Below are 25,672 nucleotides of genomic sequence, written 5' to 3' on the forward strand. Positions count from 1 at the left end.
TTGTAAATCGAGCCAATTTTCGAGCGCCAAATAAATTTTTGTTGGAAATAAGAAGTAAGGAAAAATGCCTGCAAGTGTTAGAACGAAGGTAAAACCGAACAACAGTGGCACCACGCAGCTTTTTAAAAACCCTGTTCTTGAAAGACTGACAAGGGCCCACTATTCAGTAACACTTGGGATACTCTGCTCAATAGCCGCTTTTTTGTTGTACTGGTCGGCCAGGGAAATAGGGTTTTCTATCACTCAAATTGCCAGCTTGTTTGCTGCTGGCTACTTCAGATGGACACTGGCTGAGTACCTGTTGCACCGCTTTGTGTTTCATATGGCACCGACTAACAAGATCAAGAATGCCATTCAATACACTTTGCACGGTGTTCATCACGAATATCCTAAGGATAAATCAAGGGTTGTAATGCCGCCGGCCGGCGCATTAATGATAGGAGGTGTACTTTTTGTGATCTTCTGGATTCCGATGCAACAATACGCATTTGCGTTTGTTCCGGGCTTTTTACTTGGGTATGTGACCTATGCCTTTATGCACTATGCCATACATGCCTATCAACCTCCGAAAAACTTTCTGAAGGTATTGTGGGTCAACCACGGCATACACCATTATAAGGACGACGACCGTGGGTTCGGCGTTTCATCCCCATTTTGGGATTTTGTGTTTGGAACCTTGCCAAAAAAGTAGTCAATGAAGGCCGCACTAAGTGACCTTCATTTTGAAGTTAAACATTCACCAATAGTCAATGTGTACTATAGTGGTGGTGTTTGTTAGTCTCAGTACCTTTTTGATCTGAATGCGCTAAAAACTTGTAGAACAGGTCTTTAACGAGTGTAAAAAAGAATCTTCTTCTACCTTTCATAATTATAATGCTCAAATGGGATAAATAAGTTAAAGCATTACTTTAAGTATTCAAAATTATTCAAGGAGAAAAATATTAATTCAATATTTAAAGTTCAATTTAATATTTAATTAATACAAATTATAATAACCATCGATTCGAGCAGCACAAGTTATTTTGTGTTAAGGACTGAATCAATAACTTTAATTGTTGGTTAATGGTTATAACGAAAAGGAACACATGATAGGCTACCGCTTTACTGACTATATACCCTCCAAAGACAAAGACAAGACCGAATTTGAGAACTTGCTCAACATTTTCCATCAGCTCCTGGTGATTACATCGGGGGATGTTTCGGAGGCTTTGAGTTGGCTGACCAACCTCGACAAACAATATTCCATCACAAATCCCGACTACGGCATAGGAGACTTTATAGATGACCTTAAGAACAAAGGGTTTATTACTGATAAGACGCCGGATGGTGAGTTTAAGATAACGGCGAAATCGGAGAGAGCCATTCGAAAAAATTCTCTCGAGGAAATTTTCGGAAAGCTGAAAAAATCAGGCAAGGGAAACCACGCTACGCCTATGCCGGGTCATGGAGATGAGCCAGGTACCGACAGGAGAGAATTTCAATTTGGGGACACCCTCGAGCAGATTTCACTTACCGATTCTATTAAGAATGCACAAATCAACCACGGGTTTTCTGATTTCAGGCTGACTGAAGACGACCTGGAGATTGTTGAAACAGAATACAAGACGCAGACCAGCACCGTGCTGATGATAGATATCAGCCATTCGATGATCTTATACGGCGAGGACAGGATTACGCCGGCAAAAAAAGTGGCCATGGCACTCTCTGAGTTGATCATGCACAAATACAAAAAAGACACGCTGGACATACTCGTGTTTGGCAACGATGCCTGGCAGATCGACATTAAAGACTTGCCGTACCTTAGCGTAGGGCCTTACCACACCAACACTGTTGCCGGACTTGAGTTGGCAATGGATTTACTGCGAAGAAGAAAGAATAAGAACAAGCAGATATTTATGATCACGGACGGGAAGCCCACCTGTATCAAGCAAGGTATCAAGTACTACAAGAATAGCTTTGGCCTTGACCCAAAGATTCTGAACAAAACATTAGATTTGGCGGCTGCCTGCCGCAAACTCAATATCCCTATCACCACCTTCATGATCGCTTCCGACCCATATTTAAAGCAATTTGTGAAGGAGTTTACCATGGTCAACAACGGTAATGCTTACTACAGCAGCCTCAAGGGCCTGGGCGAACTCATATTTGAAGATTACCGCCGGAACAAAAAGAAAAGATTTTAACCAACCAGAAAATTCGCACGTACAAATGAAATATAGGGATCTCTCCTCTGCACAACTACGCAAAATACATACACTCGGCGAGCTCAAGGCATGTGGCTACCAACCCGAATCCATCAAAGACGAGCTCAGGCGCAATTTGATCGCCAGGCTCAAAGCCAAAAAGAGCGTTTTTGAAGGGATATGGGGTTATGAAGAAACGGTGATTCCCGATGTGGAAAGAGCCATTTTATCGAGGCACAATATTAACTTCCTCGGGCTAAGGGGGCAGGCCAAGACAAGAATGGCCCGCCAAATGATCGAGCTGCTGGACGAATACATTCCGGTGATTGAGGGAGCAGATTTGAATGACGATCCCCTGAACCCGATTTCGAGGTTTGCCAAAGACCTGGTGGCTGAGCACGGAGACAAGACGCCCGTTAGCTGGCTGCACCGGGATGAAAGATATACAGAGAAGCTGGCAACACCCGACGTGACCATTGCCGACTTGATTGGAGACGTGGATCCGATAAAGGCTGCTTCACTGAAGCTTCCTTATTCGGACGAGAGAGTGATTCATCATGGACTTGTGCCAAGGTCGCATAGAGGGATTTTTGTGATCAATGAGCTTCCTGACTTACAAGCCAGGATACAAGTAGCGCTTTTCAATATCCTTCAGGAGGGCGATATCCAGATTCGTGGGTTTAAACTAAGGCTGCCTTTGGATATTCAGTTTGTATTTACGGCCAATCCTGAAGACTATACCAACAGAGGAAGTATAGTGACACCGCTGAAGGACAGGATTGACAGCCAGATTATCACTCACTATCCTAAATCTATTGAGATAGGACGGAAGATAACCGATCAGGAAGCAAGGGTTTTAAAAGAGCAGCTGGATGTTGTGAGTGCCGGAGAGTTGGCTAAAAATCTGATTGAGCAGATAGCGTTTGAAGCACGCTCCAGCGAGTATGTGGATGCGAAGAGTGGCGTGTCGGCCAGGTTGACTATTTCTGCCATGGAAAACATGTACAGTTCGGCAGAAAGAAGGGCACTGATTAACGGTGAGAAGTCCACCAATGTGAGAGTGGGCGATTTTGTTGGCGTGCTTCCTTCTATTACTGGAAAAGTGGAGCTCGTATATGAAGGCGAGCAGGAGGGTCCTGGTATAGTGGCACAGAACCTGGTGGGTAAGGCGATCAGGAGCCAGTTTTTGCTTTACTTCCCAAATCCGGAAGAAATAAGAAAGAAAAGAAACGCCCCCAACCCGTACAAAGCGATCACTGATTGGTTTGGTGAGGGTAATATGGTCGACTTGCTAAATGAGTCTACTGAGAAGGAGCATCGCAAGTTGCTTGAGGGAGTGCCCGGACTAAAGGAGCTGGTGAAGGAATACCATAAGCAAGCAGACGACAAGCTGAAATACTTTTTGATGGAGTTTGCCCTCCATGGCCTGGCCGAATTCAGCCAGCTTTCCAAGCACCATCTGGCCACAGGCACGTCGTTCAAAGATTTGCTGAGCAGCATGTTCAGCATGCCTGGCCCTGGCGAGGAAGATGATGAGGATGACGATTTTAATACATAATATTAAGGCTGATATTGATTAAGTTGTATCATGCCGGTGTCACTTCAGGAAATCAAAAAACTTGTTCGGAGGGGAGAAGGTCAGCAGATAGAGTTCAAGCGGAAGGTAGCCCATCCGGAAAAGATTGTACGGGAGATTGTGGCCTTTGCCAATGCCGATGGAGGTTATTTACTTGTTGGCATTAGCGATGAGGGGGGCATTCCCGGGTTAAAATATGCTGAAGAGCATGATTACCTGCTGAAAAAGGCGATTGATGAGTTGTGCAGACCAACTCTTGACTATAAGTCGGAGATAGTGCCCATTGATGACAACTTGGGGGTGCTCTATTATTTCATCAAGCCAAGCAGAAGGCGCCCGCATTATGCGCTTGCCGACACGACACAAGCTTTTGGCAAGGCCTATATCAGAGTGGGTGACAAAAGTATTCAGGCCAGTGATGAGATGCGCCAAATTTTGAAGCGGAGTCGGCGAACAAAAAACATCAAGTTTACCTATGGTGAGAATGAAAAAAAGCTGATGGAGCATTTCAAATTCAACAAGACGATTACCCTTTCTGAGTTTGCATCAGTAGCAAAAATCCCTGTCATCATTGCCTCCAGAACATTGGTGCGGTTGTGTCTTGCCAATGTGCTAACAATTCAACCCCTCGAAAAAGGAGATTTGTTCACGCTGAAGGAGAGCTTTTGAGCCTTCACTTAATACCTAAAGAAAAGGAATGTACATGTCTATGCCACTGACAGATAAGAGTTTCTGTGGTCAATCCAGGTGGTATGGAACGTTGAGTGAAGTCAAAAAAAATGACAAATTTTTTATAAAGTTAACTTAGAGATTTAGGCATTTATCATTAACCTTAGAGCAACTTGTATTGTTGGTTTTTTTGATAAAGTACACATGGCTAAAGCATCGAAGGAAGGGAAAGTTTTTGTACTCGACACATCAGTTATTCTTTATTCTCACGACTCAATCATGAACTTTGCAGAGCACGATGTGGCCATCCCCATCACCGTGCTGGAAGAGCTTGATAATTTCAAAAAGGGGAACGACACCAAGAATTTTGAGGCCCGGGAGTTCATCAGACTGATAGATACGTTGTCGGAGAATTACATGCTACAGGATTGGATTCCACTGAACGGCAAGACAAAGGGCAAGTTTAAAGTGGTGATGCAGAGCAACCCGGAAGTAGATGCGGAAAAGGTGTTTGACGAACCAAAAGCTGACCATAAGATTCTGAACGCCGCTCTGACATTGAAAAGGGAGGAAAAAACGAAGAAGGTGATACTTGTCAGCAAGGATATCAACCTGAGGCTGAAGGCCAAGTCGCTGGGATTGCTGGCAGAAGACTATGAAACCGGCAAAATTAAGAATGTAAGCGATCTATATACAGGCAAGTCGATCATCGAAAACATAGACCCCGACCACATCAGTAAGTTGTATGAAGAAAATGTGATTGACAGAAAGGAGATTCTGAAGGGGGTTAAGCCCACTGCCAATAACTACTTCATTCTGAAAAGCGATAAGAACTCGATTCTTTCCACCTACAATCCCAACTCAAAGAATGTGGAGAAGGTGGATAAAGTGCCCGTGTATGGCATCAAGCCCCGCAATGCGGAGCAGACCTTTGCCATCCACGCTATTATGAACCCTGAGGTAAGGCTTGTGTCCATCACCGGGGTGGCTGGCACAGGCAAAACCTTGCTTGCGTTGGCAGGTGCGCTGGAGCAGAAACGGAACTACAAACAGATATACCTGGCCCGCCCAATCGTTCCTCTGAGCAACAAAGACATTGGCTACCTGCCGGGTGATATCAAATCGAAGCTGAATCCCTACATGGAGCCACTGTGGGACAACCTAAAATTTATTCAGAACCAGTTTAGCGAGTCAGATAAGGAATACTCCCGGATAACGGATATGGTGAATCAGGAGAAACTGGTAATTACGCCGCTTGCCTACATCCGGGGCCGAAGCCTCTCCAACATTTTCTTTATCGTTGACGAGGCGCAGAACTTAACTCCCCATGAGGTGAAAACAATTATTACACGGGCAGGTGAAAATACCAAGATCATTTTTACGGGGGACATTTACCAAATTGACACTCCTTATCTCGACTCTCAAAGTAATGGACTATCGTATTTGATCGACCGCATCAAAGATCACCCTCTTTACGCCCACGTTACATTGGAAAAAGGGGAAAGGTCTGAACTGGCAAACATTGCGAATCAGCTACTGTAGCATGTTGGCTTTGTCAGGACTCCTGATAAGCCAGACTCCAGTTGCCAAATAGGTCATTTCTGGCTCAGTGAAGCAGAACAAAAGAGATTTACGAATGGTTGTATGTGTTCTGCAAAAATTTAACCCCAGAATGCCCGAATGAGATAAAATAACGTGCCCGCTAGCATAAATACCACAGGAAATGTCAATAGCCAGGCGATGGCCATATTCTTAATCGTACCCATTTGCAGATTCTTCAGCCCTTTGTTTGCGACCATACTGCCTGCAATTCCCGAACTCAACACTTGCGTTGTGCTGACCGGCAGCCCGAGAAGGGTCGAAACACCTATGGTGCTGGCCGCCACTATTTCTGCCGACGCTCCTTGAGCGTAGGTAAGATGTTGCTTACCAATTTTTTCGCCTATAGTAACAACAATGCGTTTCCAGCCGACCATAGTTCCTAAGCCTAACGAGAGTGATACCATGATCAACACCCAAAACGGTACGTAGTCGGTGGCGCCCAATAGGGCTTTTTTGTGGTGCACTAGATTATCCTTTTGCTGCGTAGTTAGGGCATATTTATAAGCCTTTTCAAATCTTTCTAAGTTTTGGCGTTCGGTTATGATCATATTCCTTACCTCAAATTTCCGATCCTCAGTAATTGTGACTCCTACTCCAAGCGCATGGCTTAGTGTCTCAAATCGGGCACTGAGCAGCTTAGCTTCTGCCGAAAGAGACGATGACGATTGTGACTGTGACAGTGTTCCCAATTCCGTTGCCAATTGTACAGAGGCGTTTCTGACCTTGTTTAGATCCATATGCGGATTTAGGGAAAATTGAACTGGTAGGAGACCAATGAGTATCAACATGATAACGCCAACCCCCTTCTGGCCATCATTGGAGCCATGGAAAAAGCTGACTGATGTACAAGTGAAAATTAGAACCGCCCTGATCCAAATAGGAGGTACCTCTTTTTTTTTGTGTTCTTCAAACAGCTTTTTGCCTTTTACAAACCACCGTAAGATGAACATGAGTAGAATTGTAAGCGCAAATCCAAAAAATGGGGAAACCAGTAACGAGGTGCCAATGTCGATTGCTTTATTCCAGTTCACAGCAGTGCTGGAGGAGCCCGGAAGAAGAGAATAAGCTACGCCCACGCCGAGAATGGCCGCTACTAGCGTGTGGGAGCTGGAGCAGGGAATACCAAGGTACCAGGTAGAGAAGTTCCAGAGGATAGCTGCCCCCAGCAAGGCAATAATCATGGCAACTGCATGGTTGACTTGCTGATCCACCAGCAATTCTACCGGTAAAAGGTATACGATGCCCATAGCCACGCCAATTCCACCAGCCAGTACCCCTGCAATATTCCATAGACCCGACCAGACAACGGCTGTCCAGGGTTTTAGTGTATTGGTGTAGATAACTGTTGCGACGGCGTTGGCTGTATCGTGAAAGCCATTGATGAATTCGAAAACAACAGCTGCAAGCAGACAGAGAAGAAGAGTGCCAGCCAGCCAGGTTTCAAGGCCAAAGATCATGCTGCTTTGTGGATATGTTGTAAACGTCTTTTTTTATAGGGTCTTATGATCAACCGAATGCTTTTCGTGGAGCTGAGATATGACCATGCCCAGCTAAAAAACACAACAAACCGACTTCTGAATTCGACCAGAGACATGATATGCACCAGTCCCCAAACGAACCAAGCAAAAATTCCTTTGAAGTGAACTTTGCCGAAGTCAACAACGGCTTTGTTTTTGCCGATGGTGGCCATTGACCCTTTGTCGACATACTTAAAAGGTATGGGATTTTTCCCAAGGCTTCGTCGTTGGAAGTTACCAGCCAAAGACTTTGCTTGCTGAATGGCCACCGGCGCAACCATCGGGTGAGGGTTGGGTTGCTTCAAGGTGGAAACACCAGCGACATCCCCTATGGCAAATATCCCTTTATAGCCAATCACCTGAAGGTATTGACCCACAGTTAGTCGGTTGCCTTTGGTAATGGAGCTTTTCAAAAGTCCCGGTACTGGGTTCCCTTTGACACCGGCAGTCCAGATCATCGAGCTCGACAAAATTTTTCTACCGCACTTTAGGGTAGCATATCGGCCGTCGTAGTTAGTTACAGTTGTATTCAAAAGTACCTGTACTCCCAATTTTTCCAGATACAATTTTGTTCGTTCGGACGATGTCTCAGACATAGAGGGGAGGAGTCTTGCCCCCGCCTCTACCAAATAGATATCCATTCTGCGGAAGTCTAGTTCTGTATAGTCGCTTGGATAAACATGATGCTTGAGTTCAGCCAGAGCACCTGCAGTTTCCACGCCAGTCGGCCCGCCTCCCACCACGATCAGGTCCAATAGACTTTCCTGGTCGTCTCCGGTTTCCATATTCACTGCTTCTTCCAGGTTTTGAAGAAATACACTACGCAAATCCAGAGCCTCCGGGAGGTTTTTCATTGCCAAAGAATATTTTTCAACTTCGGCGTTGTCGAAAAAGTTGGTAACAGCTCCGGTGGCAATAACCAGATAGTCGAATGACAAACTTCCGATATTAGTTTCTACAAGCTTGGCTTCAGCTGAAACCGATAGGACTTCAGCCATTCGAAAGAAAAGGTTGGGGCTATCTTCAAAAAGCTCTCTGAAAGGTGAGGCAATATTTGAAGGCTCAAGTTGAGCGGTAGCTACCTGATAAAGTAGAGGCTGGAAAACGTGATAGTTATTCTTATCGAGCAAGACTACTTGATAGGGTTTTCCTTTGAGCTCTCTCGCTAACGTGAGGCCGCCAAATCCCCCTCCAATAATCACGATTCTGGGAAGAGACGAGTTTGGGATATTGATTTTCATGAGGTTTAAGTTGAGAAGTTGATAAAGGGTGGATAGGACTTTGCCACTGGTTGCTGGTGTGAGGTTTTGTGGCGAGAACGCTGTTAAGAGCGCTCGCTGGCGTCCGCCAAGTGCTTGCGAAGAACGCTGTGCTTTCGTGAATAGATGAAGTAGACTAACAGGCCGATAAATAGCCAAATCAGTAATCTTAACCAATTCTCCCATTCAAGGCTGAGCATCATTCCAAAATTGAATACTATTCCCAAAATTGCTACAAGGGGCAGCGCCCTGACCCGAAATGGCCTCGGCAGGCTAGGCTGAGTGTGCCGCAGTCTCCACACAGAAATGCAAACCAGGACGAATGCAAGCAGGGTACCAATATTGACCAGCTTTGCAATAGTGTCTATGGGTGTGAAGCCCGCTACAAGGGCGATGAGAGCGCCGATCAAGATGGAGCTTCTGCTTGGGGTTTTTAATTTTGGGTGAACGTAGCCAAATATTTTGGCCGGAAGAAGACCGTCTTTTGACATGGCCATCAATATTCGAGTTTGGCCCATAGTCATCACCAGCAGCACAGAAGTGAGGCCTGCAACTGCGGCAATTGAGATGATCCAGACTGCAAAGTTCAGTCCCCGGCCCATGAATGCTGCCGCCACTGGTGCCGCTTTGTCAAGCAGGGTATAATTGACCATGCCTGTCACTACAAGGGAAATGGCGATATAGAGAACCGTACAAATGATAAGGGAGGCAATGATTGCAAATGGGAGGTCTTTGGTTGGATTTTTTGACTCAGCGGCTTGAGTAGCCACAGCATCGAAACCTATATAGGCGAAGAATATATATGCTGCCCCAGCAGTGATGCCAGCAAACCCAAAGGCCATTACCCCATCTCCATTCAGGCCTCTTGCAGGAATAAAGGGACTCCAGTTGGCAGTGTCAATGAAAAACATGCCAGCAATAATGACAAACAGAACGACACTGACCTTGATAGCAACCAGCCACAGATTGGTTCCAGCGGTTTCTTTTATACCAATTGTGATGATGGCTGTGACGACAAGTGCAATGATAATGGCTGGGAGGTTAACAGCCAATGGCAAGCCGAAGACTTCAGGAATAGCCAGCGAGCTATAGTTCTGCTGCAGTGTCGAAATAGTGCCATTAGCAGAGGCTTCCGTCAAAAGGGCCCTCGCTGTATGCAAGTCGTTAGTCAGCCACAGGGGCAAATGGATGTGAAGAAGGCCTAATAATTTTCCAAAGTAGCCTGACCACCCAACCGCCACAGTAGACGCAGCCATGGAGTACTCCAAAATCAGATCCCAGCCAATAATCCATGCAAATAGTTCTCCGATTGTGGCGTAGCTGTACGAATACGCCGATCCTTCTACAGGATAGATCGAGGCAAATTCTGCATAGCACAGAGCCGCAAAGGAGCACCCCAGACCGGCAATGACAAAGGAAATGACCAGTGCCGGCCCTGCATATTCTCTTGCCGCCAACCCCGTCATAACAAATATGCCGGCACCTATGATTGCGCCAACGCCCATGGTAGTTAGGTTCCATCGGCTGAGGACTTTCTTCAAAGGATTTGTTTTGATATCCCTGACCACCCACTCAGGTGGTTTTCGGGCGAATAGTTGCGTGCTCATTCGTTAATCAATATTTTTTTGACCGCAGCATATGGCATTCCCATTCTGCCTTGGAAGTGAAATCGATTTTTTAAAAATGTGTACTCGGGTAATTCTCGGACTAGCTTCGATTTCAAATACGAAGGAAATAGGTGGGGCGTCCGACGCCAGACAAGAGACCTAGACAAGAACGGCCTCGAACTAGCAGTCGTTTGTGACATGGCCGCTCACACCAGTTAGTTGCCTTAACTTTGGGAAGCGACTTGCTGACAGGTACGCTCGCTATGGCTAAAAAAGACTGATTGCCTGCAACTAGGACAGTGTGTAAACCGCTGAGAGGGTTGTTATTCTTCTTTTTACAGATCGGCTCAAATTGGGAATCCGCAGAGGAGTTTTGACCCGAAGCGTTTTGCCTCACTGTACCGGAAAGCCCGACAATTATGAAAAACAGTACAGTAGCAGCGGTCAAGATACCTCGCTGATTGACTAGCAGCCCACTTTGTGGGCTATTTAACGACTCTTTTTTTTGGCATTTCATTATTACACCTACTTTGAACCTCACCGGCAATAAATGGTACCTATAGAATGGTGTGCCCTGAACTGTTAGGGTGCTTTAGTGAGGGAGTCGTTCAGCAGGTGATTGAGTATAGCTCTGCTGCTGGCGTATTCGGCGGGTAAAACTAGAAGCCTTTCAAGAAATGTAATTGAGAAATGCCCAGACGATCTGTTGTTGAAAATGAATAAAGAAAAATTTTGAAGCTTAGGATTGGGAGTAACAAAAAATGAATTGTCTAGGCATTGGCCCAGCATTGTTGACTGGACAAATTTCGAAGCAGACGAATATTCTCCTGTCTCGCCACAAGAAATGGGCCGTTTGGCCACAAAAATCAGGCACAGGAGACCTAGAAGTAAAGCCGTTGTTGAACAAACAGACCTCATATGGTTCTCAATCTGCTGTAAATCTAGAATAAAAAAAAGGGGGAGTTGGGGAAGGCGACAAAATATTTTTTTCTTTCCTGAGGAACGGCGGGAAACTATTAGGCACTGTCAAAGGATAAGTGTACCTTTTTTCAATAGGAATATAATTTCATACTATGGCATTACCGGATCTTCCGGATCGAGTACTGAACAGTTCTTTTCACAGGGATTTCTTCGCCAGGGGCTTGCAGGAAGTCGACTATCAGGATCTTCGGATATTGAAAGTCTACACCAGCAGATCGTTGTTTGCAAAGTCTTACGGCTTCAAACTTGGCGGGCAACGACATCACTGTCGCTATACTTTTGACGAGCTTGGCCTGGCTACTCAGTTCACTATTTTCGAAAGAGGCAGCATTGAATTTGAGCGCCGTATTGACTTCTACAGGAATAAATTTACTCCGAACGATATTCTTATCAGCCTGGCTAACGTCATCTCAGGTATTTATAAAATACCAGTCGGAGGACTTTTTTTTAATAGCCGTGTCGATGGCTATTTGGATGGCCTACCGGCCAGGCTTTTTGATTTTCTTGCTGATGAGTGGAACATAGATCTTGGCGATAACAGAGAATTTGATGATTTTGAAGAGTTGGTTGGCACTTTGGTGCTATTTCTAAAAACGCAAAGAGTAAAAGACCCAAGAGTGCCGAGAAATGGCAATTGATTTTTGTCTAGTAAGGGGCTAGGTGAGAAGGTTTGTTCAGAAAGGGTAATTATAATTGGATGCTACGATTTCTACTACTAACGCTAACCGTATTCACTTTTTTATCTTTTCATTCGTTCGGGCAGCAAATTTCCGACGTAAGGATTGATAAAAAATTTGAAAGCGAATATTTAACTGATGTGCTCAGTCAAATTGAAGAAAATTCATCTGTTAAGTTTTTCTACGACCCTGCGTGGCTTGGAAATGTGCGTGTTTCTGGCGAGTACTCCGGTGCCTCGCTACGGTCGGCTTTGGAAGACTGGACAGCGAACACAAGACTCAACTATCATTTTTATGACGCCTACAATGTAGTCCTCTATCTCAGGAGTGACCTGCTTTCTACGCTGAATCTGGCGGGGCTCAAGGACACCGACTTTATCGTCGTTGGCGACTCTACAAATGCTGTTTCGGGTACCGCCGTTTCTGTGAGAGGCACCATTCGAAATGGTCAAACCAACGAGCCGCTTCTTGGAGCCAGTGTTTATGTGGATGAGCTGGCCAGTGGAACAGTGACGAATGCTGCGGGCAGGTTTAGCCTCCAGCTTTTGCCTGGTGACTATCATGTGAGAGTGAGTCACGTAACCCTCCAGCAGGAGGCCAAGCGGATGTTTGTTTTTGGCCCTGGGGAGTTTCAGTTGGATCTTTATGAAAAGACGATACAGCTGGAAGGCGTTACCATTGCAGGCCAAGCTCCTGATATCAACGTCAAGGGGATTCAGATGGGTACTGTGCAGCTACAGGTGGAAGATGTGAAAAAACTGCCCGCATTTTTGGGCGAGGTCGACATTATCAAATCGCTTACACTGCTGCCTGGTGTGAGTACCGTTGGTGAAGGTACTACTGGGCTCAATGTGCGGGGTGGCACTGCCGATCAAAACCTCATTTTGCTTGACAAAGCGCCTGTGTACAACACCTCCCACCTTTTTGGCTTCTTTTCTATTTTCAGCCCGGATGCGACTGATGACGTGACCATTTACAAGGCGGGTATTCCAGCTAACCTGGGCAGCCGGGTCTCATCCGTAGTGGAGGTAAAGCAAAAGTCGGGTAACAAGGAAAAATTTGGCTCGCAAGGGGGGATCGGTTTAGTGGCAAGCCGACTAATGGTTGAAGGGCCAATCAAAGAAGGCAAGAGTAGCTTTATTGTGGCGGCCCGTAAGTCTTATGTCAACTATCTTTTCGATACTTTCATAAAAGTGGAGGAGCTTGTTGGGAACAAAGCTGGCTTCTGGGATTTATCGGGCAAGCTGGACTTTTCGCTATCAGACCGGCTTTCATTAACTGCCTCCGGCTATGTAAGCAAAGACAATTTCACCATTGCTAACGAGTCGTCGTTCGACTACCAGAACGGACTCGGTTCAGCGGAGTTGGGATATGTGTTTTCGGAAAATTTGCTTGGCGGCTTATCGGTGGCTTACAGCGACTATCAATACCAATTGGGAGATCTTCAGCTGACTGACCCCTACAAGGTTTCGAGTGGCGTGGGGCAGCTTGATGTAAAGGCTGATGTAACCAAGTACACCGAAAGGCAGACGCTTCAATTTGGAGGCGGCACCACTTTTTATGATTTCAAGCCAGGCCATCGAAGTGGCATAAATGCTGACACGCAGATTACTCCTGTTGCTTTGCCGGAGCAGCAAAGCCAGGAAAGTTTTTTGTATGCAAACGACGAAATTAACCTGAACGAGACCTGGTCAGTGATGGCGGGACTGCGTTATTCCATGTATCGCAGCTATGGCCCAGCCGACGTATTTGTGTATGCTGGAGAAAGGCCAGGAAGGACATCGACGCTGACGGATACCCTTCAGTATTCAGGCAATGAAACCATCAAAACCTATTCAGGTCTGGAGCCCCGGCTGTCTCTCAGATATAGCCTCGATGAGGAGACTTCTTTGAAGGCCAGCTACAACCGGATTTATCAGTATATCCACCTGGTGTCGAATACGACAGCCATTACGCCGTATGACATCTGGATGGGAAGCAACTATTATTTAATGCCGTTGATAGCTGACCAGTATAGCATCGGCTACTTCAAAAACTATGATGACAATACATGGGAGACCTCTGCTGAAGTATACTTTAAGGACATAGATAACCTGGTGGACTACAAGGATGGAGCCGATCTGGTGCTCAATCCTACCTTAGAAACAGAACTCATTCAGGGCCGGGGCATGGCGTATGGCCTTGAGCTGCTCGTGAAGCGAAGCAAAGGCAAGCTCAACGGGTGGGCAAGTTATACCTATTCAAGAACGCTCAGGAAAATGGAAGGCGCTGACAGGGAATCCACAATTAACAAAGGCAACTGGTTTCCTTCGTACTATGACAAGCCCCACGATCTAACGCTGTCGGGCAGCTACAAAGCGACCAGAAGATGGACGATCAGCTCTAATTTTACCTACTCTACCGGGCGACCCTTTTCCGTTCCTGAAAATGGCTTTCTTTTCGACGGAGTGCTTGTGGGCAACTATACGGAGAGAAATAATGGCCGAATTCCTGACTACCACAGGCTCGATCTCGCCTTCACGCTCGACACCAGCCTGAAGATAGAGAAGCTTTGGGAGAGTAGCTGGACGTTCGCTGTGTACAATGTGTACGGGAGAAAAAATGCGTACAGCGTTTTCTTTAAAGACACAGCCGATGCAAGACCAACGGCCTACAAGCTGGCCATTTTGGGCGCCGCCTTTCCCTCGATCACCTACAACTTTAAGTTTTAGTCATGCTGGTTGTCAAAAGACTATCGTGGACAATGTGGATGTTGCTGGCTGGCTGCATTGATCCGTACGACTATCCTTTCAAGGAACAAACCAATTATCTTGTGGTAGAAGGGGCTATTACGACCCAGCCGGGTCCGTATTCGGTCACTTTGACAACCACCCGAAACATAGGCAATGAGGAAAACGCTTTTAAGCTGCGGGTGCAAAATGCCAAGGTCTCTATCACTACTTCGACCGGTAGCGTGGTGAGGCTGATAGACCAGGATACCTCGGGGGTTTATTACACGTCAGGGAACTTTAGAGGGCAAGTTGGGGAAAAGTACCAGCTAACGATAGTGCTCGAAAATGGTGAGAGCTACGAGTCGGAGCAGGTAGAACTTTTGCCCATGCCGGATATCGACAGTATTGGTATTGAGTATGCCTCACAGAAATATATTTCGCAAGCGAATACTGTAATTGAAAGAACGGGGTTTTACACAAGGGCTTTCATCAACGATCCCCCGGAAACCGAGAATACTTATCTGGTAAATTGGGATTACACATATAAGATTTTTACGCACCCTGAATTGGCCACAGCTTATGACGCAGAAGGATGTGAGTGTTGGGTAGCTACGCCCAAGGCCTGCTGCTCCGTTTGCTGGGTAGAGGAAAAAGTCCCGGACTTCACCATTGCTAACGACCAGCTCAATAACGGGAGCTCGGTCACGCAGTACGACCTCTTCTTTCTGCCCGTTGTCGGCATAATGCTATATGAAAAAATTTATCTGGAGGTCACAATTAATTCGCTGAGCAAGGATGCCTACTTATTTTGGAAATCGGTGTATGATTCTCGTTATGGGCAGGGAGGGATATTCGACTCGACACCGAACACAGTGGAAGCCAATGTTTACAACGTGGAAGACAAAGACGAGCTGGTATTGGGCTATTTCTATGCGTCGGAGGTAAAAACAATTTCGAGATTTATACACCCAACCGATTTCCCTGAGCGGATTGATTCGGACACCAATTATCCCGACACGTGCCTTTTTTATCCAAATACGACAGCCGAGGAGCCCGAATACTGGAATGAGTAATAGCCCATATATATATTCTGTTCTGACACTGGGGTTGATTGCTCTCCAGGGGTGTATCGACCCATATGACTATCATTTCGAAGAAAAAACCAACTATTTGGTTGTAGAGGGCTCGATTACAACTGAGCCGGGCCCTCACAAAGTAACCCTCACCACGACCAGAAACATCAGGAACGAAAAAAACGCTTTCAAACTACGCATGCAGAACGCAAGAGTAACGATTGCGACTTCTTCGGGGTGGGTAGAACGACTGGTTGAGCAAGATACATCTGGCGTTTACTTTACTTCGGCAGATTTTCGGGGTGAAGTAGGAGAAAAGTATCAATTGAAAGTAGTCTTGGAGGATAGCCGGGAATACCTGTCAGATTCGGTTCAGCTACAGGCAATGCCTGACATAGATAGCATTGGAATAAGATACGGCTCGGTAAACTATGTGTCGGAGCTGAATTCTGCGTTGGAAAGCACTGGCTTTTTTATTGACGCCTTTGTAAGAGAGCCAGCAAAGCAAATCAGCTACTATAGGGCACGGTGGCGGTATACATACCTCATCAATACTGTGGGAGACACCCCAACAACTTGTTGGATAAATGTTTCTCCTTTGGAATACGGGGTTTTTTCTAGCGAACTGACTGCGAGTAACAGTATCTCACAGTACCCTCTCTTTTTCTTACCAGTTAGGGGTGTGATGTTTGCTGAAAAGATAAAAGTTGACGTAACCGTTTCTTCGGAGAACTTTGCTTCTTATCAGTTTTGGAATAGTGTATACAATACCACCTATCGGCAGGGAGGAGTTTTTGACCCGGCACCAGCATTTATTCCATCAAACGTTCATAGTGTAAATGAACCTGGCGAAATTGTACTGGGACAGTTCTCAGCTTCGGATGTCAAGAGCATAGTGAGAAATATTTATGCTCAGGATTTTCCGGAAAGAGTGACTACTGAAATTAATTATTGGGAACCTTGTTTTAAGTATCCCAAGGAAGATCATTCGACTATCACTGACGTTGAGCCCCACGACTGGAATGACTAAGGCTGCGTTTCATATCGCTATTCTATTTATATCTGCGTTTGCCTTGAATAGCTGCGTTGAACCCTACGACTATCCCGCTGACGAAAAGAGCAACAACCTGGTGGTGGAAGCACTGGTTTCAAGTAATCCCGGGCCGCAGACAGTCAGGCTGACTACCACCAGAAATATTTACAATAAGGGGAATCAGTACATTCTATATGTGAGCGGTGCGGAAGTGTCTGTCCTGGACAGCGATGGTCAGTCCTTTGCTTTCAAGGAGCGGGCGGCGGGGCAATACTATTCCGATTCGTCTTTTAGTGCCGTTGGCGGAAAGGCGTACAGGCTCCGGATTGTCACGAACGAAGGGAAGGTTTATGAATCGAATGAAGAAACAGCTTTGCCCACTTCTGAGATGGATAAAGTAGAAATAGCGTATACCATCAAGTCGGAAAAGAATGAACTTGGAAATTTTGTAGATGTTGACGGATTCAGCGTGAAGGCCATCGTCGATGATTTACCCGACCAAAAGAACTACTATCTGCTCAGGATGACTACTATATTCAAAGTGCTGACCGAGCCCTCTGCTTATCAGGTCTTCGATCGGGAGCTTGGCAATTACATTATTCAACCTAAATCCTGTTGTAATATTTGTTGGGTTACTAAAACCCTGGATGAATTTGTTGTCTTTAGTGACCAACTGGTGAATGGAAGAGAGGAAGCAGAGATACCCCTTATTTTTTATCCGATTGACCAAAAATACTTTTATGATAAGGTATATTTTGAAGTAACTCAATATTCTCTCTCTGCTGAGGCTTATGTTTTTTGGAAAGGATTGTACGACCTGAAATTTCGACAAGGAACACTGTTTGATCCAGCCCCTTCAGGTTTGCCGGGCAATATTTTCAACGTCGATGATAGGAGCGAGCAGGTAGTAGGATATTTTACCGTGTCAGATGTTACAACAAAGGGGGAGTTCATGACTAAAGATTTTATTCCGAGAAATGTAGTCTATACTTACCGATACACAGATGACTGTAGAACCCTGCCGAACAGTACTACTACAGAGCCAGTTTTTTGGCGGTAAAAGAAACTGAATCAACGAAACATGAAAAAGCTATATGCACTCATTACACTTCTTATTCTTGCCTGCTCAGCTGGTATGGCACAGGATAAAGTAATTGACCAGTTCAAGCTTTTTGCGGCCAACAAAACGCAGGAAAGAGTGTATTTGCACATGACCCAACACTATGCCCAGCCGGGTGGTAGAATATGGTTCAGCGCTTACGTATTTGACGACGCCAATCAGAGGTTGTCGGATGGAAGCAAAGTGCTTTACCTAAATGTGGTAAACAAAGCTGGGGACGTGGTTGTAGATGAAAAGATATCGCTTGAAGCAGGCGTTGGTGAGGGGTATATTGATGTGCCAGCCGACTTCAGCAAAGGGTTGTATGTGGTAAGGGCCTACACCGGGTGGATGAGGAACTTTGGGCCGGAACATTTTTTCAGAGATTGGCTTTGGGTAAATCAGCAGCCAGGTGAACTGTCCCTTGCTGTGGGCGAGCCACCGCATGTTGATGAAATGGAAGTTGCTATAACTACAGAGGGTAATTTGCAACCTGTTTCAGGGCTTACATCAAGGTTCACCGTAAGGGTTTTCGACGATCTTGGAGGAGGAACGGAACTTGCAGGCGAGGTGGTGAACAAGGCGCACGAGTCGCTGGCTACTTTCTCCACCAACAAGCACGGATATGGTGCTTTCATCTTGCGTCCTGAGGCTGGGGAAAAATATGAAGTGATTTTAAAAGATCAGCATGGTGATGCGATCACTCATTTCTTACCCGAAGTGAAGGCGGAAGGCATCTCGATGCTTGTCACAACGCAGCCCACTGTGGTCAGGGTATCGCTGCAGAGTAAATTGGGAGCTGTTGAAAGGCAGAGATTCAGGCTCATCCTCCAGTCGAAAGGCACCATTTACCTGGATCGGGGGGTCGATTTTGCTGCCCAGCCTGCTCAGGCCCTCAGCATACCGACGGCCGGCCTTAAAACAGGTATTTATCAGCTGTCGTTGCTCGATGGGGATGGGATAGAAGTAGGTCAGAGAGTATTTCAGATATATCCAGCTTCTGGTGAATTAGCGCTGACGCTCGATCAAAGAAGTTTCAAAAGAGGAGAAAAGGTGAGGACGTCTTTCTCTGCCAGCAATGTGGCTGCCTACTCAGTTACTGTGTCCGACAAGCTGCTCGAAGGTGACTATGTCGCCCCTGCCATTAACCAGGTCTATTATATGGCTGATGCGCTTGCGCCGGATGCCGCTGAAATGATCAAGTTCTTCGATAGCAGCTTTAAGTCCCCTGAAAACTGGGATTTGTTTTTGCTCACCAAAAAGCTGCCAGCTTATTCCTGGCGGGAAATAATGTCGTATAAGGCAACCTATCCTAAATGGCCTTACGAAAAGTACATCAGTGCCTATGGGCAAGTACGAACTTCTGATAGCCTGCTGCTAGGCCAGGAGCTTTTCACATTTTATAGCTTTGCCCACGAGGAAATCATCCCCGCCCGAACCGACGAGTATGGATGGTTTTTGCTTCCTGTTTTTGATTTTTCAGGGCCTACTAAAATTGTTTGCTTGTCCGATAATACTAGTGTTTCATTTTCAGAGATGAAAATAGACATTGAAAGTGGCCTTCCTTCCACGGCCCTGGAAGTTGACATGATGAGAAAGATAGCTCAAAGCGGAATCACCTTTGCGGATCAGAAGAGAGACAAGCTGGTGTTCAAAGGGTCTTACAGAAAGCTGGTGCCTGGGCTTTATCCTGAGAGGAAGGAGACTGAGGTTAGCAGAGAGTTTTCACCTCTCACAAGGAATACCGAAGACTATCAGCTTGATTTACGCCAATACCTGAGCTTTAGCAGCCTAAGAGAGGTGTTCATTGAAATAGGTCGTGGTATCGTGGTAAGAGAAAGAGGGGGAAAACGAGTAATCATGATGTATGACCCTGTTAACGCTACTTTATTTAATGATCCGGCGCTGATCTTCATCAATGGCATTCCTACGATTGACTATGACCTGGTACTCACGCTGGATCCCGATGTGATTGAAACCATCCAGCTATATAGGTCTGCCACTGCTCAGGAGCGGTTTGGCGCTATGGCTCGGAACGGTATTCTATCCATTTCCACCAAGGACAAAGCCCTTGAAATTCCCAACCAGGAGAATATCAGCTTCAGTTTTGAGGGATTTCAGCCCGAAGAAGAATTCACCAATGCCAGCCTGGCGCAGCAAAAAGCGTACTTGCCAGACTTGCGTCACCTGCTTTACTGGCGCACCGGAACTAGTCTACCCACTTACATAGAATGTACTTCGTCGGATGTGTTGTCGAACTACGAGGTGAACATTGTTGCAATCACCCCGGAGGGGAGTTTAAAAACAGGCACTGCGGAGTTTAGTACCCTTCCTGTGGAAATGGCAGGCAACTAATCGATGGCATATTCTGAGATGTCCTTTGTGCCGGGCATCAAATGGAAGAAGTTGATTTGGTGCTGGATAAGGTCGTGCAATTCTGAAGTCATAAAAGCCTTCTTATTTCTGTAGTAGCTACTGATGTACGAAAGAGCGTCTCTCGCAAGCGCCATGTGATAGGGATTGGTTGGGTCGTAGTAGTTGTTGAGATAGTAGAGCGATTTCAAATAAAAGCTTAAGGAAATGTTTTCAATTAGCACGGGGCACAGCCTGCCAGGATCCCTGGCCAGCCTTCTCACAAGCTCCTGCATCTTTTGAATGGGGATGTCTTCATCCAGCCAAAAATTGCGTAGGGGGTCAAAGCTTTCCACTTGATAGTCAATAAAGTGATAGAGGTCAAATTCCAGAAGCTGATCAGACTGGTTAACCAACCGCAGCATAGTTTCGTCTTCGTTGATAAAAAGGACTTTGAGAAAGAAGTAGTAGTCAGAATAGGATCCTTTGTAAAAGGAAGGCGGTTCCAGGTTCCCGTTTTCAACAGTTGATTGATAAGTCGCTGCGCTTTGCTCAAGTCTTTCAGCGAGACCTTCCACATCTGTTGACCTAAATCGGCGGTTTGCACCTTTGTATGAGTACTCATATGACCTGCCAGAGTAGCAGCTTACACCAGCGGCCAAATCGGGTGGGAGCTGCTGGAGGAAGGCACAGTGATTAAGCTTAAGAGCATAAAAACCAGGTGTGTTTGGGTAAGAAAACCGACATAACACGGATGGGCTCAGTGAGCCATTCATGATGTATTTAAAGGTGTAATATTGTAGATCGACGGCCATCCCGTTGAGCATAGTCTTGGTATTGGCAGCCATGGTTTTCGAATAGAGAAGAGCAATGATATCCTCGTTGGCTGCTTCGAACAGCCGATCCTGGTCAAATTCAGCCAGCTTGTTACGCCATACTAGCGAGTCTACCTGAATCGGTCGTTTCCTCTCAAACTGCTCAATGAGCATATACATGAAAAGCACCCGAACGAATGGGGCATTAGGAGCTGCGTTAACGGCATACACCAACTCATCGCTTGTGATTTCATCGCCCACGTAGATTCTGAAAAGGTAATGAAGAATGCCACTGACCCGTTGCTGGTCGACTGTGCTTATATGACCCGACCTGGTGGCTACCACTCTGTAGGCAGTTTGATTCAACACCCTGAAGGCTTTGTCAATCCGCTCTTCTTTGTTAAGCCTTTTGGCCAGCACTAATTGCAGTTCGGCTTTTCTCGATTGCTGTAGCAAAGGCTCCAGCCTGGCCAGTAAAAGGGTGTCCTTTTGCAAGGTATCCTTCAACTGGGCTTTTGGCATGGCTTGAATCCACTTGATAGAATTCTTTTTTGCGAGTGCCACGAGCGCCTCATAACCATCATCAAAGCCAATCGAATCCGCTTCCACTGGGTCGCTGCTCATTTCATTAAGCATTTTGTAGAGAAATGAAGCCCGCCTTTCCTGTAGGCTGCGGTTCAGGAGGCTGTCGCCTTCCAGTGAAGAATATCCATAAAAATCAGCCTTCAAAATGCTGAGGTCGTTATCGTTCAGGTATTTTCTGAGTGAGTCGATCGAGACCGACTCAGGTTCGTATTTGTTTTTTGGAAAGTAGATTCTCTGCCGTCTTTTGAGAATGTCCTGGTCGTGGCCAGTGTAGGGTTGGTAGGTTATTTTGTCGATGCCGTAGCCCTTGAGCTTTCGTAGTTCGAAGAACCGGTCGATAGGCACACATTCTATATTTGACAGGGTTGGTAAGTAGGGTAGATTAATTGTGCGCAACTCCTCCAGTGTTAGTCTTGCCACCTTTCTAAAAGGCCTTTTTACCAGCACAGAGATTTCCGAAGGCACAGCAGTGCCTTCCCACTGTGCCAGAGTAATCCACTGGCTGTAGACCCATCTGCTAGGTCTTTTACCGGTGGTGAAGCCCAGCAGGTCGTCGTTGTATTTTTGTTGATTTTTCTCATACGTCTGTTCATCCATCGACAACTTGGTTGCCAAGGGAAGTGCGGCCTGCCGACTTAAGATGGTTTGTATGACCTGTTTTGGCTTGACTTTTTGTTTGACGCCATTTTCCTCAAGAATAAGTGAAAAGCCCAGGTTTTTGATGTTTGACACGGGATGTGCCTTCAGGTCGGTTTTTCCATCGGGCGTTGTGGTTAACTGAAGGCGGTGCCGGAGAAGCCGTTTCTCCCACCTGCCCTGTTTTTTGGCTAAGAGCTCGACTTGGGTGGTGTATGCGTTGTCGCTGATTTGTCCTTTTGAAGGGGTGCAAAGTGCAAGGAATAGAAGACACAGCCAGACGATTTGAATTCTCATTGGTAGTAATTTCCAGAATTACCGCCGGTTAAAAAAAGAAAAGAATGCTTAATTAGTGTTCGGAGGGTGAATTTTTCGAAAAGGTGAAAAGTGGTCCCGGCAGGAATCGAACCTGCACCTCAAGCTCCGGAGGCTTGCATAATATCCATTTTACTACGGGACCGGTAAGAATTGAAAAGCAAATGTCTTAATGCTGCACGAAGAAGTGGTCTCGACAGGAATCGAACCTGTATCTAAAGTTTAGGAAACTTCTATTCTATCCATTGAACTACGAGACCTTGATGTCTTTTCAACAAAAAGGAGTGCAAAATTAAATTAATAATTGACGTTTTTCAAGTAATTGGGGTAAATGCTAATGTGATGCTCCAATACTTCTTTGTAGAGAGTTTCCCGCAACTTGCTGATATCACCCTTGCTCGTGGCTGAAATGAAGATCAGTTTTGTGTCGGGTTTCTCAGTGTAAAGAGCCATGGCACGTTCTCTGGGCGTGGGCTTTTCAGGCTCCTGAATCTCAAATTCGTCTGCTGTTTCTTCGTGAACCTTCTCGGGTATAAGATCTATTTTATTGAAAATAGTGATAACAGGCTTAGCATCAGCGCCGATTTCTTTCAGTGTTGCTTCCACCACCTTTGCATGCTCCTCAAAAGATGGGTGCGATATATCCACAACGTGTAGGAGAATATCTGCTTCCCGTACTTCATCAAGTGTAGACTTGAACGACTCGATGAGCGCATGGGGGAGTTTTCTGATAAACCCAACCGTATCTGAGAGCAGGAAAGGGATGTCGTTGATAACTACCTTTCTGACAGTGGAATCCACGGTGGCAAACAACTTATTTTCGGCCAGCACGTCAGACTTGCTAAGCCTGTTCATAATCGTGGACTTGCCAACGTTGGTGTAGCCTACCAATGAAACTCTTACCATCTGTCCCCTGGCTTTGCGCTGGGTAATACCTTGTTTTTCTATTTTTTCCAGCCGTTTTTTGAGAACCGTAATCTGATCCCGAATGGCCCGGCGGTCAGTTTCTATTTCTTTTTCACCAGCACCACCCCTTGTGCCAGTCCCACCCCTTTGTCTTTCAAGGTGAGTCCACATTCTGGTAAGCCTTGGCAGCAAATATTCATATCGTGCCAGTTCCACCTGAGTTCTCGCCTGGGAGGTTTGGGCTCTTTCCAGAAAGATGTCGAGGATGAGAAGGCTTCGGTCGTATATTTTTACTTTTAGCTCGTTTTCCAGGTTCCTAAGCTGAGACGGTGTAAGGTCATCGTCAAAAATGACCACGTCAATTTCTTCCGCCTTCACGAAGGTGTTTATTTCTTCTAATTTTCCCTTGCCCACGAACGAGCGGGTGTCGGGTTTGGGGAGCCTTTGAGAAAATTTCCCCTCGATTTCCAGACCAAGTGTTTGCGCCAGGAACTCCAGTTCATCAAGGAACTCCTCCGCCTTCGATGGCGGCTGATCTTTATTAATCAAAGCCACTAACACAGCTTTGAGTGGAACAGGGGCCGTAGAGATAAGTTTATCCATTTGTTGAAGTAACTTGCAAGTAAATCAATAAATAACAATCGTTCATCGAAAAGTTCATCCTGTTCGTCTGAATATTAACTTTGCTTTCCTTTTAATTGATACTTTAGACAAGAATAAATGGAATTTAGCCAATAGCGAGCTTCAAACTCCATAAAAAAAGTTTAACTTATTAGAGGAATAATAATAATTTGCACGACCATTGGAAGCATAGTCAGTCTGTAGCAGTTGGTTTTTGTTTCTCGGTTTTCTTTCAAATATGTTTTAACGAGCTAGAAACAATTATTTGCATAGACTGTTTATAAACCACCTCGCCTTATTATGAGAATTGCTATCGTAATCAATTCGTCCTGGAATGTATACAACTTTCGAAAGAACCTTATCAAAGCTCTTTTGGAGAGGGGTGATGAAGTGATAGCTATTGCTCCCAAGGATGAGTATTCTAAAAAGTTGGTGGCAATGGGCTGTGAGTTTTATCCCGTTCCCATGAATACTACGGGAGTAAACCCCATACGTGACTTACTGCTTCTCTTTCGGCTTATCAGAATATACAAAAAGGTGAAGGCAGATGTTTTTCTTCACTATACTATTAAGCCAGGCATTTACGGTACTCTCGCCGCCAAATTTGTCGGTCATGCCGCTGTTATTAACAACGTGAGCGGGCTAGGAACTGTTTTTATCCAGGATAATTGGGTGCTATCTGTAGCGGTGCAACTTTACAAGCACTCGTTCAAGTTTGCCGATCACATTTTTTTCCAGAATCCGGACGACAAAAAGCTATTCCTTTCTTTAGTCAACCCAGAAGGTCCTTCTACGAGTGTTATTCCTGGTTCTGGTATCGACCACCACAGGTTTTTCCCAAAATTCAATACGAATGGGCATTTCACTTTTCTGATGGTAGCGAGAATTCTGGTGGAGAAAGGCGTGAAAGAATATGTGGAAGCGGCTAGAATTTTGAAGGGAAAGGGCCTTAATGTTAAGTTCCTGCTGCTTGGGCAGATTGAGAAAAAGCATTTGAGAGCGATATCTGCGGCTACGGTTCAGCAGTGGCATGATGAAAAGGTCATTGAATATGTAGGAGTTACCGATAAGGTCGAGGACTGGATTGCCAGGGCCCACGTGGTCGTTCTTCCGTCTTACAGAGAAGGGCTGCCCAAAACCTTGCTTGAAGGTGCCGCCATGAGCAGGCCCTTGATAGCCTCAGACGTTCCCGGGTGCAACGCCGTCGTTCATGATGGAGTCACCGGGCTGCTTTGCAAAGAAAGGGATGTTGATAGCCTTGCTGATGCTATGCAGCGAATGATGTTCTTTACCGATGATGAGAGGAGTGCTATGGGCGAAAACGCCAGACAGCATGTTATCACACACTTTGACGACAGCTTCGTTGTTGACGAGTACTTAGAGAAAATCAACTACTATACTTCTTCTGAGACACCAAAAACTCATCAATTAAAAGAAGTATTTGGTTGAGAATCT

General features: G+C 45.7%; 17 protein-coding genes and 2 tRNA genes. 12 read left to right on the forward strand and 7 right to left on the reverse strand.

The window, feature by feature from the left end:
• Positions 1–64: 64 nt before the first annotated feature.
• The 5 genes from GC130_RS09655 (at position 65) to GC130_RS09675 (ending at position 5,970) form a co-directional block, all read left to right on the forward strand.
• Positions 65–691, forward strand: coding sequence for a sterol desaturase family protein (locus GC130_RS09655; protein ID WP_151998095.1), 627 nt, complete (start codon positions 65–67; stop codon positions 689–691).
• 394 nt (positions 692–1,085) lie between these two features.
• A complete protein-coding gene (locus tag GC130_RS09660; RefSeq protein WP_151998096.1) occupies positions 1,086–2,183 on the forward strand; it encodes a VWA domain-containing protein in 1,098 nt (365 codons plus the stop codon).
• 25 nt (positions 2,184–2,208) lie between these two features.
• Positions 2,209–3,741: a sigma 54-interacting transcriptional regulator gene (locus tag GC130_RS09665; RefSeq protein WP_151998097.1), complete on the forward strand. Its 1,533-nt coding sequence runs from the start codon at positions 2,209–2,211 to the stop codon at positions 3,739–3,741.
• Positions 3,742–3,771: 30 nt separating this feature from the next.
• Positions 3,772–4,428, forward strand: a complete 657-nt coding sequence (locus GC130_RS09670) for a helix-turn-helix domain-containing protein (protein WP_370455772.1) — start codon at positions 3,772–3,774, stop codon at positions 4,426–4,428.
• Between the two features lie 204 nt (positions 4,429–4,632).
• Positions 4,633–5,970 carry a PhoH family protein gene (locus GC130_RS09675; RefSeq protein ID WP_151998098.1) on the forward strand — a complete coding sequence of 446 codons (1,338 nt, stop codon included), beginning with the start codon at positions 4,633–4,635 and terminating at the stop codon, positions 5,968–5,970.
• Between the two features lie 119 nt (positions 5,971–6,089).
• Here GC130_RS09675 and GC130_RS09680 read toward each other — a convergent pair whose 3' ends face one another.
• The 3 genes from GC130_RS09680 to GC130_RS09690 all read right to left on the reverse strand — a co-directional run bounded on the left by GC130_RS09680 (position 6,090) and on the right by GC130_RS09690 (position 10,413).
• On the reverse strand, positions 6,090–7,484 hold the full coding sequence (locus GC130_RS09680) for an inorganic phosphate transporter (protein WP_151998233.1): 1,395 nt from the start codon (positions 7,482–7,484) through the stop codon (positions 6,090–6,092).
• Complete coding sequence (locus tag GC130_RS09685; RefSeq protein ID WP_151998099.1) at positions 7,484–8,788, reverse strand: NAD(P)/FAD-dependent oxidoreductase; 1,305 nt, start codon at positions 8,786–8,788, stop codon at positions 7,484–7,486. The genes GC130_RS09680 and GC130_RS09685 overlap by 1 nt, the downstream gene beginning before the upstream one ends.
• Positions 8,789–8,871: 83 nt before the next feature.
• Positions 8,872–10,413 carry an amino acid permease gene (locus GC130_RS09690; RefSeq protein WP_151998100.1) on the reverse strand — a complete coding sequence of 514 codons (1,542 nt, stop codon included), beginning with the start codon at positions 10,411–10,413 and terminating at the stop codon, positions 8,872–8,874.
• A gap of 1,073 nt (positions 10,414–11,486) precedes the next feature.
• Here GC130_RS09690 and GC130_RS09695 point away from each other — a divergent pair.
• Genes GC130_RS09695 through GC130_RS09720 form a run of 6 tightly spaced genes read left to right on the forward strand, consistent with a single transcriptional unit; the run spans position 11,487 to position 20,342 of the window.
• On the forward strand, positions 11,487–12,032 hold the full coding sequence (locus GC130_RS09695; protein WP_151998101.1) for a hypothetical protein: 546 nt from the start codon (positions 11,487–11,489) through the stop codon (positions 12,030–12,032).
• A 59-nt stretch (positions 12,033–12,091) separates the two neighbouring features.
• Positions 12,092–14,782 (forward strand): TonB-dependent receptor domain-containing protein, encoded by a 2,691-nt coding sequence (locus tag GC130_RS09700; RefSeq protein WP_151998102.1) that lies wholly within the window; start codon positions 12,092–12,094, stop codon positions 14,780–14,782.
• A 2-nt stretch (positions 14,783–14,784) separates the two neighbouring features.
• The gene (locus tag GC130_RS09705; protein ID WP_151998103.1) at positions 14,785–15,855 is read left to right on the forward strand and encodes a DUF4249 domain-containing protein; all 1,071 of its coding nucleotides are present in this window, start codon (positions 14,785–14,787) and stop codon (positions 15,853–15,855) included.
• Positions 15,848–16,885, forward strand: coding sequence for a DUF4249 domain-containing protein (locus GC130_RS09710; protein ID WP_151998104.1), 1,038 nt, complete (start codon positions 15,848–15,850; stop codon positions 16,883–16,885). The genes GC130_RS09705 and GC130_RS09710 overlap by 8 nt, the downstream gene beginning before the upstream one ends.
• Positions 16,878–17,948 carry a DUF4249 domain-containing protein gene (locus tag GC130_RS09715; protein ID WP_151998105.1) on the forward strand — a complete coding sequence of 357 codons (1,071 nt, stop codon included), beginning with the start codon at positions 16,878–16,880 and terminating at the stop codon, positions 17,946–17,948. Before GC130_RS09710 ends, GC130_RS09715 begins: the two co-directional genes overlap by 8 nt.
• 21 nt (positions 17,949–17,969) lie before the next feature.
• Positions 17,970–20,342, forward strand: coding sequence for a hypothetical protein (locus GC130_RS09720; protein ID WP_151998106.1), 2,373 nt, complete (start codon positions 17,970–17,972; stop codon positions 20,340–20,342).
• On the opposite strand, the gene GC130_RS09725 is transcribed toward GC130_RS09720, so the two are convergent.
• The 4 genes from GC130_RS09725 to hflX all read right to left on the reverse strand — a co-directional run bounded on the left by GC130_RS09725 (position 20,339) and on the right by hflX (position 24,199).
• Positions 20,339–22,672 (reverse strand): hypothetical protein, encoded by a 2,334-nt coding sequence (locus GC130_RS09725; RefSeq protein ID WP_151998107.1) that lies wholly within the window; start codon positions 22,670–22,672, stop codon positions 20,339–20,341. The two genes, GC130_RS09720 and GC130_RS09725, sit on opposite strands and share 4 nt — an antisense overlap.
• A gap of 91 nt (positions 22,673–22,763) precedes the next feature.
• Positions 22,764–22,835 (reverse strand) — tRNA-Arg (locus GC130_RS09730).
• 43 nt (positions 22,836–22,878) lie between these two features.
• A tRNA-Arg gene (locus GC130_RS09735) sits at positions 22,879–22,950 on the reverse strand.
• 37 nt (positions 22,951–22,987) lie between these two features.
• Positions 22,988–24,199 carry a GTPase HflX gene (hflX, locus tag GC130_RS09740; protein ID WP_151998108.1) on the reverse strand — a complete coding sequence of 404 codons (1,212 nt, stop codon included), beginning with the start codon at positions 24,197–24,199 and terminating at the stop codon, positions 22,988–22,990.
• 318 nt (positions 24,200–24,517) lie between these two features.
• Here hflX and GC130_RS09745 point away from each other — a divergent pair, with 318 nt between their 5' ends.
• On the forward strand, positions 24,518–25,666 hold the full coding sequence (locus GC130_RS09745; protein ID WP_151998109.1) for a glycosyltransferase family 4 protein: 1,149 nt from the start codon (positions 24,518–24,520) through the stop codon (positions 25,664–25,666).
• The last annotated feature ends 6 nt before the right edge of the window (positions 25,667–25,672 follow it).

This window comes from Imperialibacter sp. EC-SDR9, assembly GCF_902498805.1.
Lineage (GTDB): Bacteria > Bacteroidota > Bacteroidia > Cytophagales > Cyclobacteriaceae > Imperialibacter.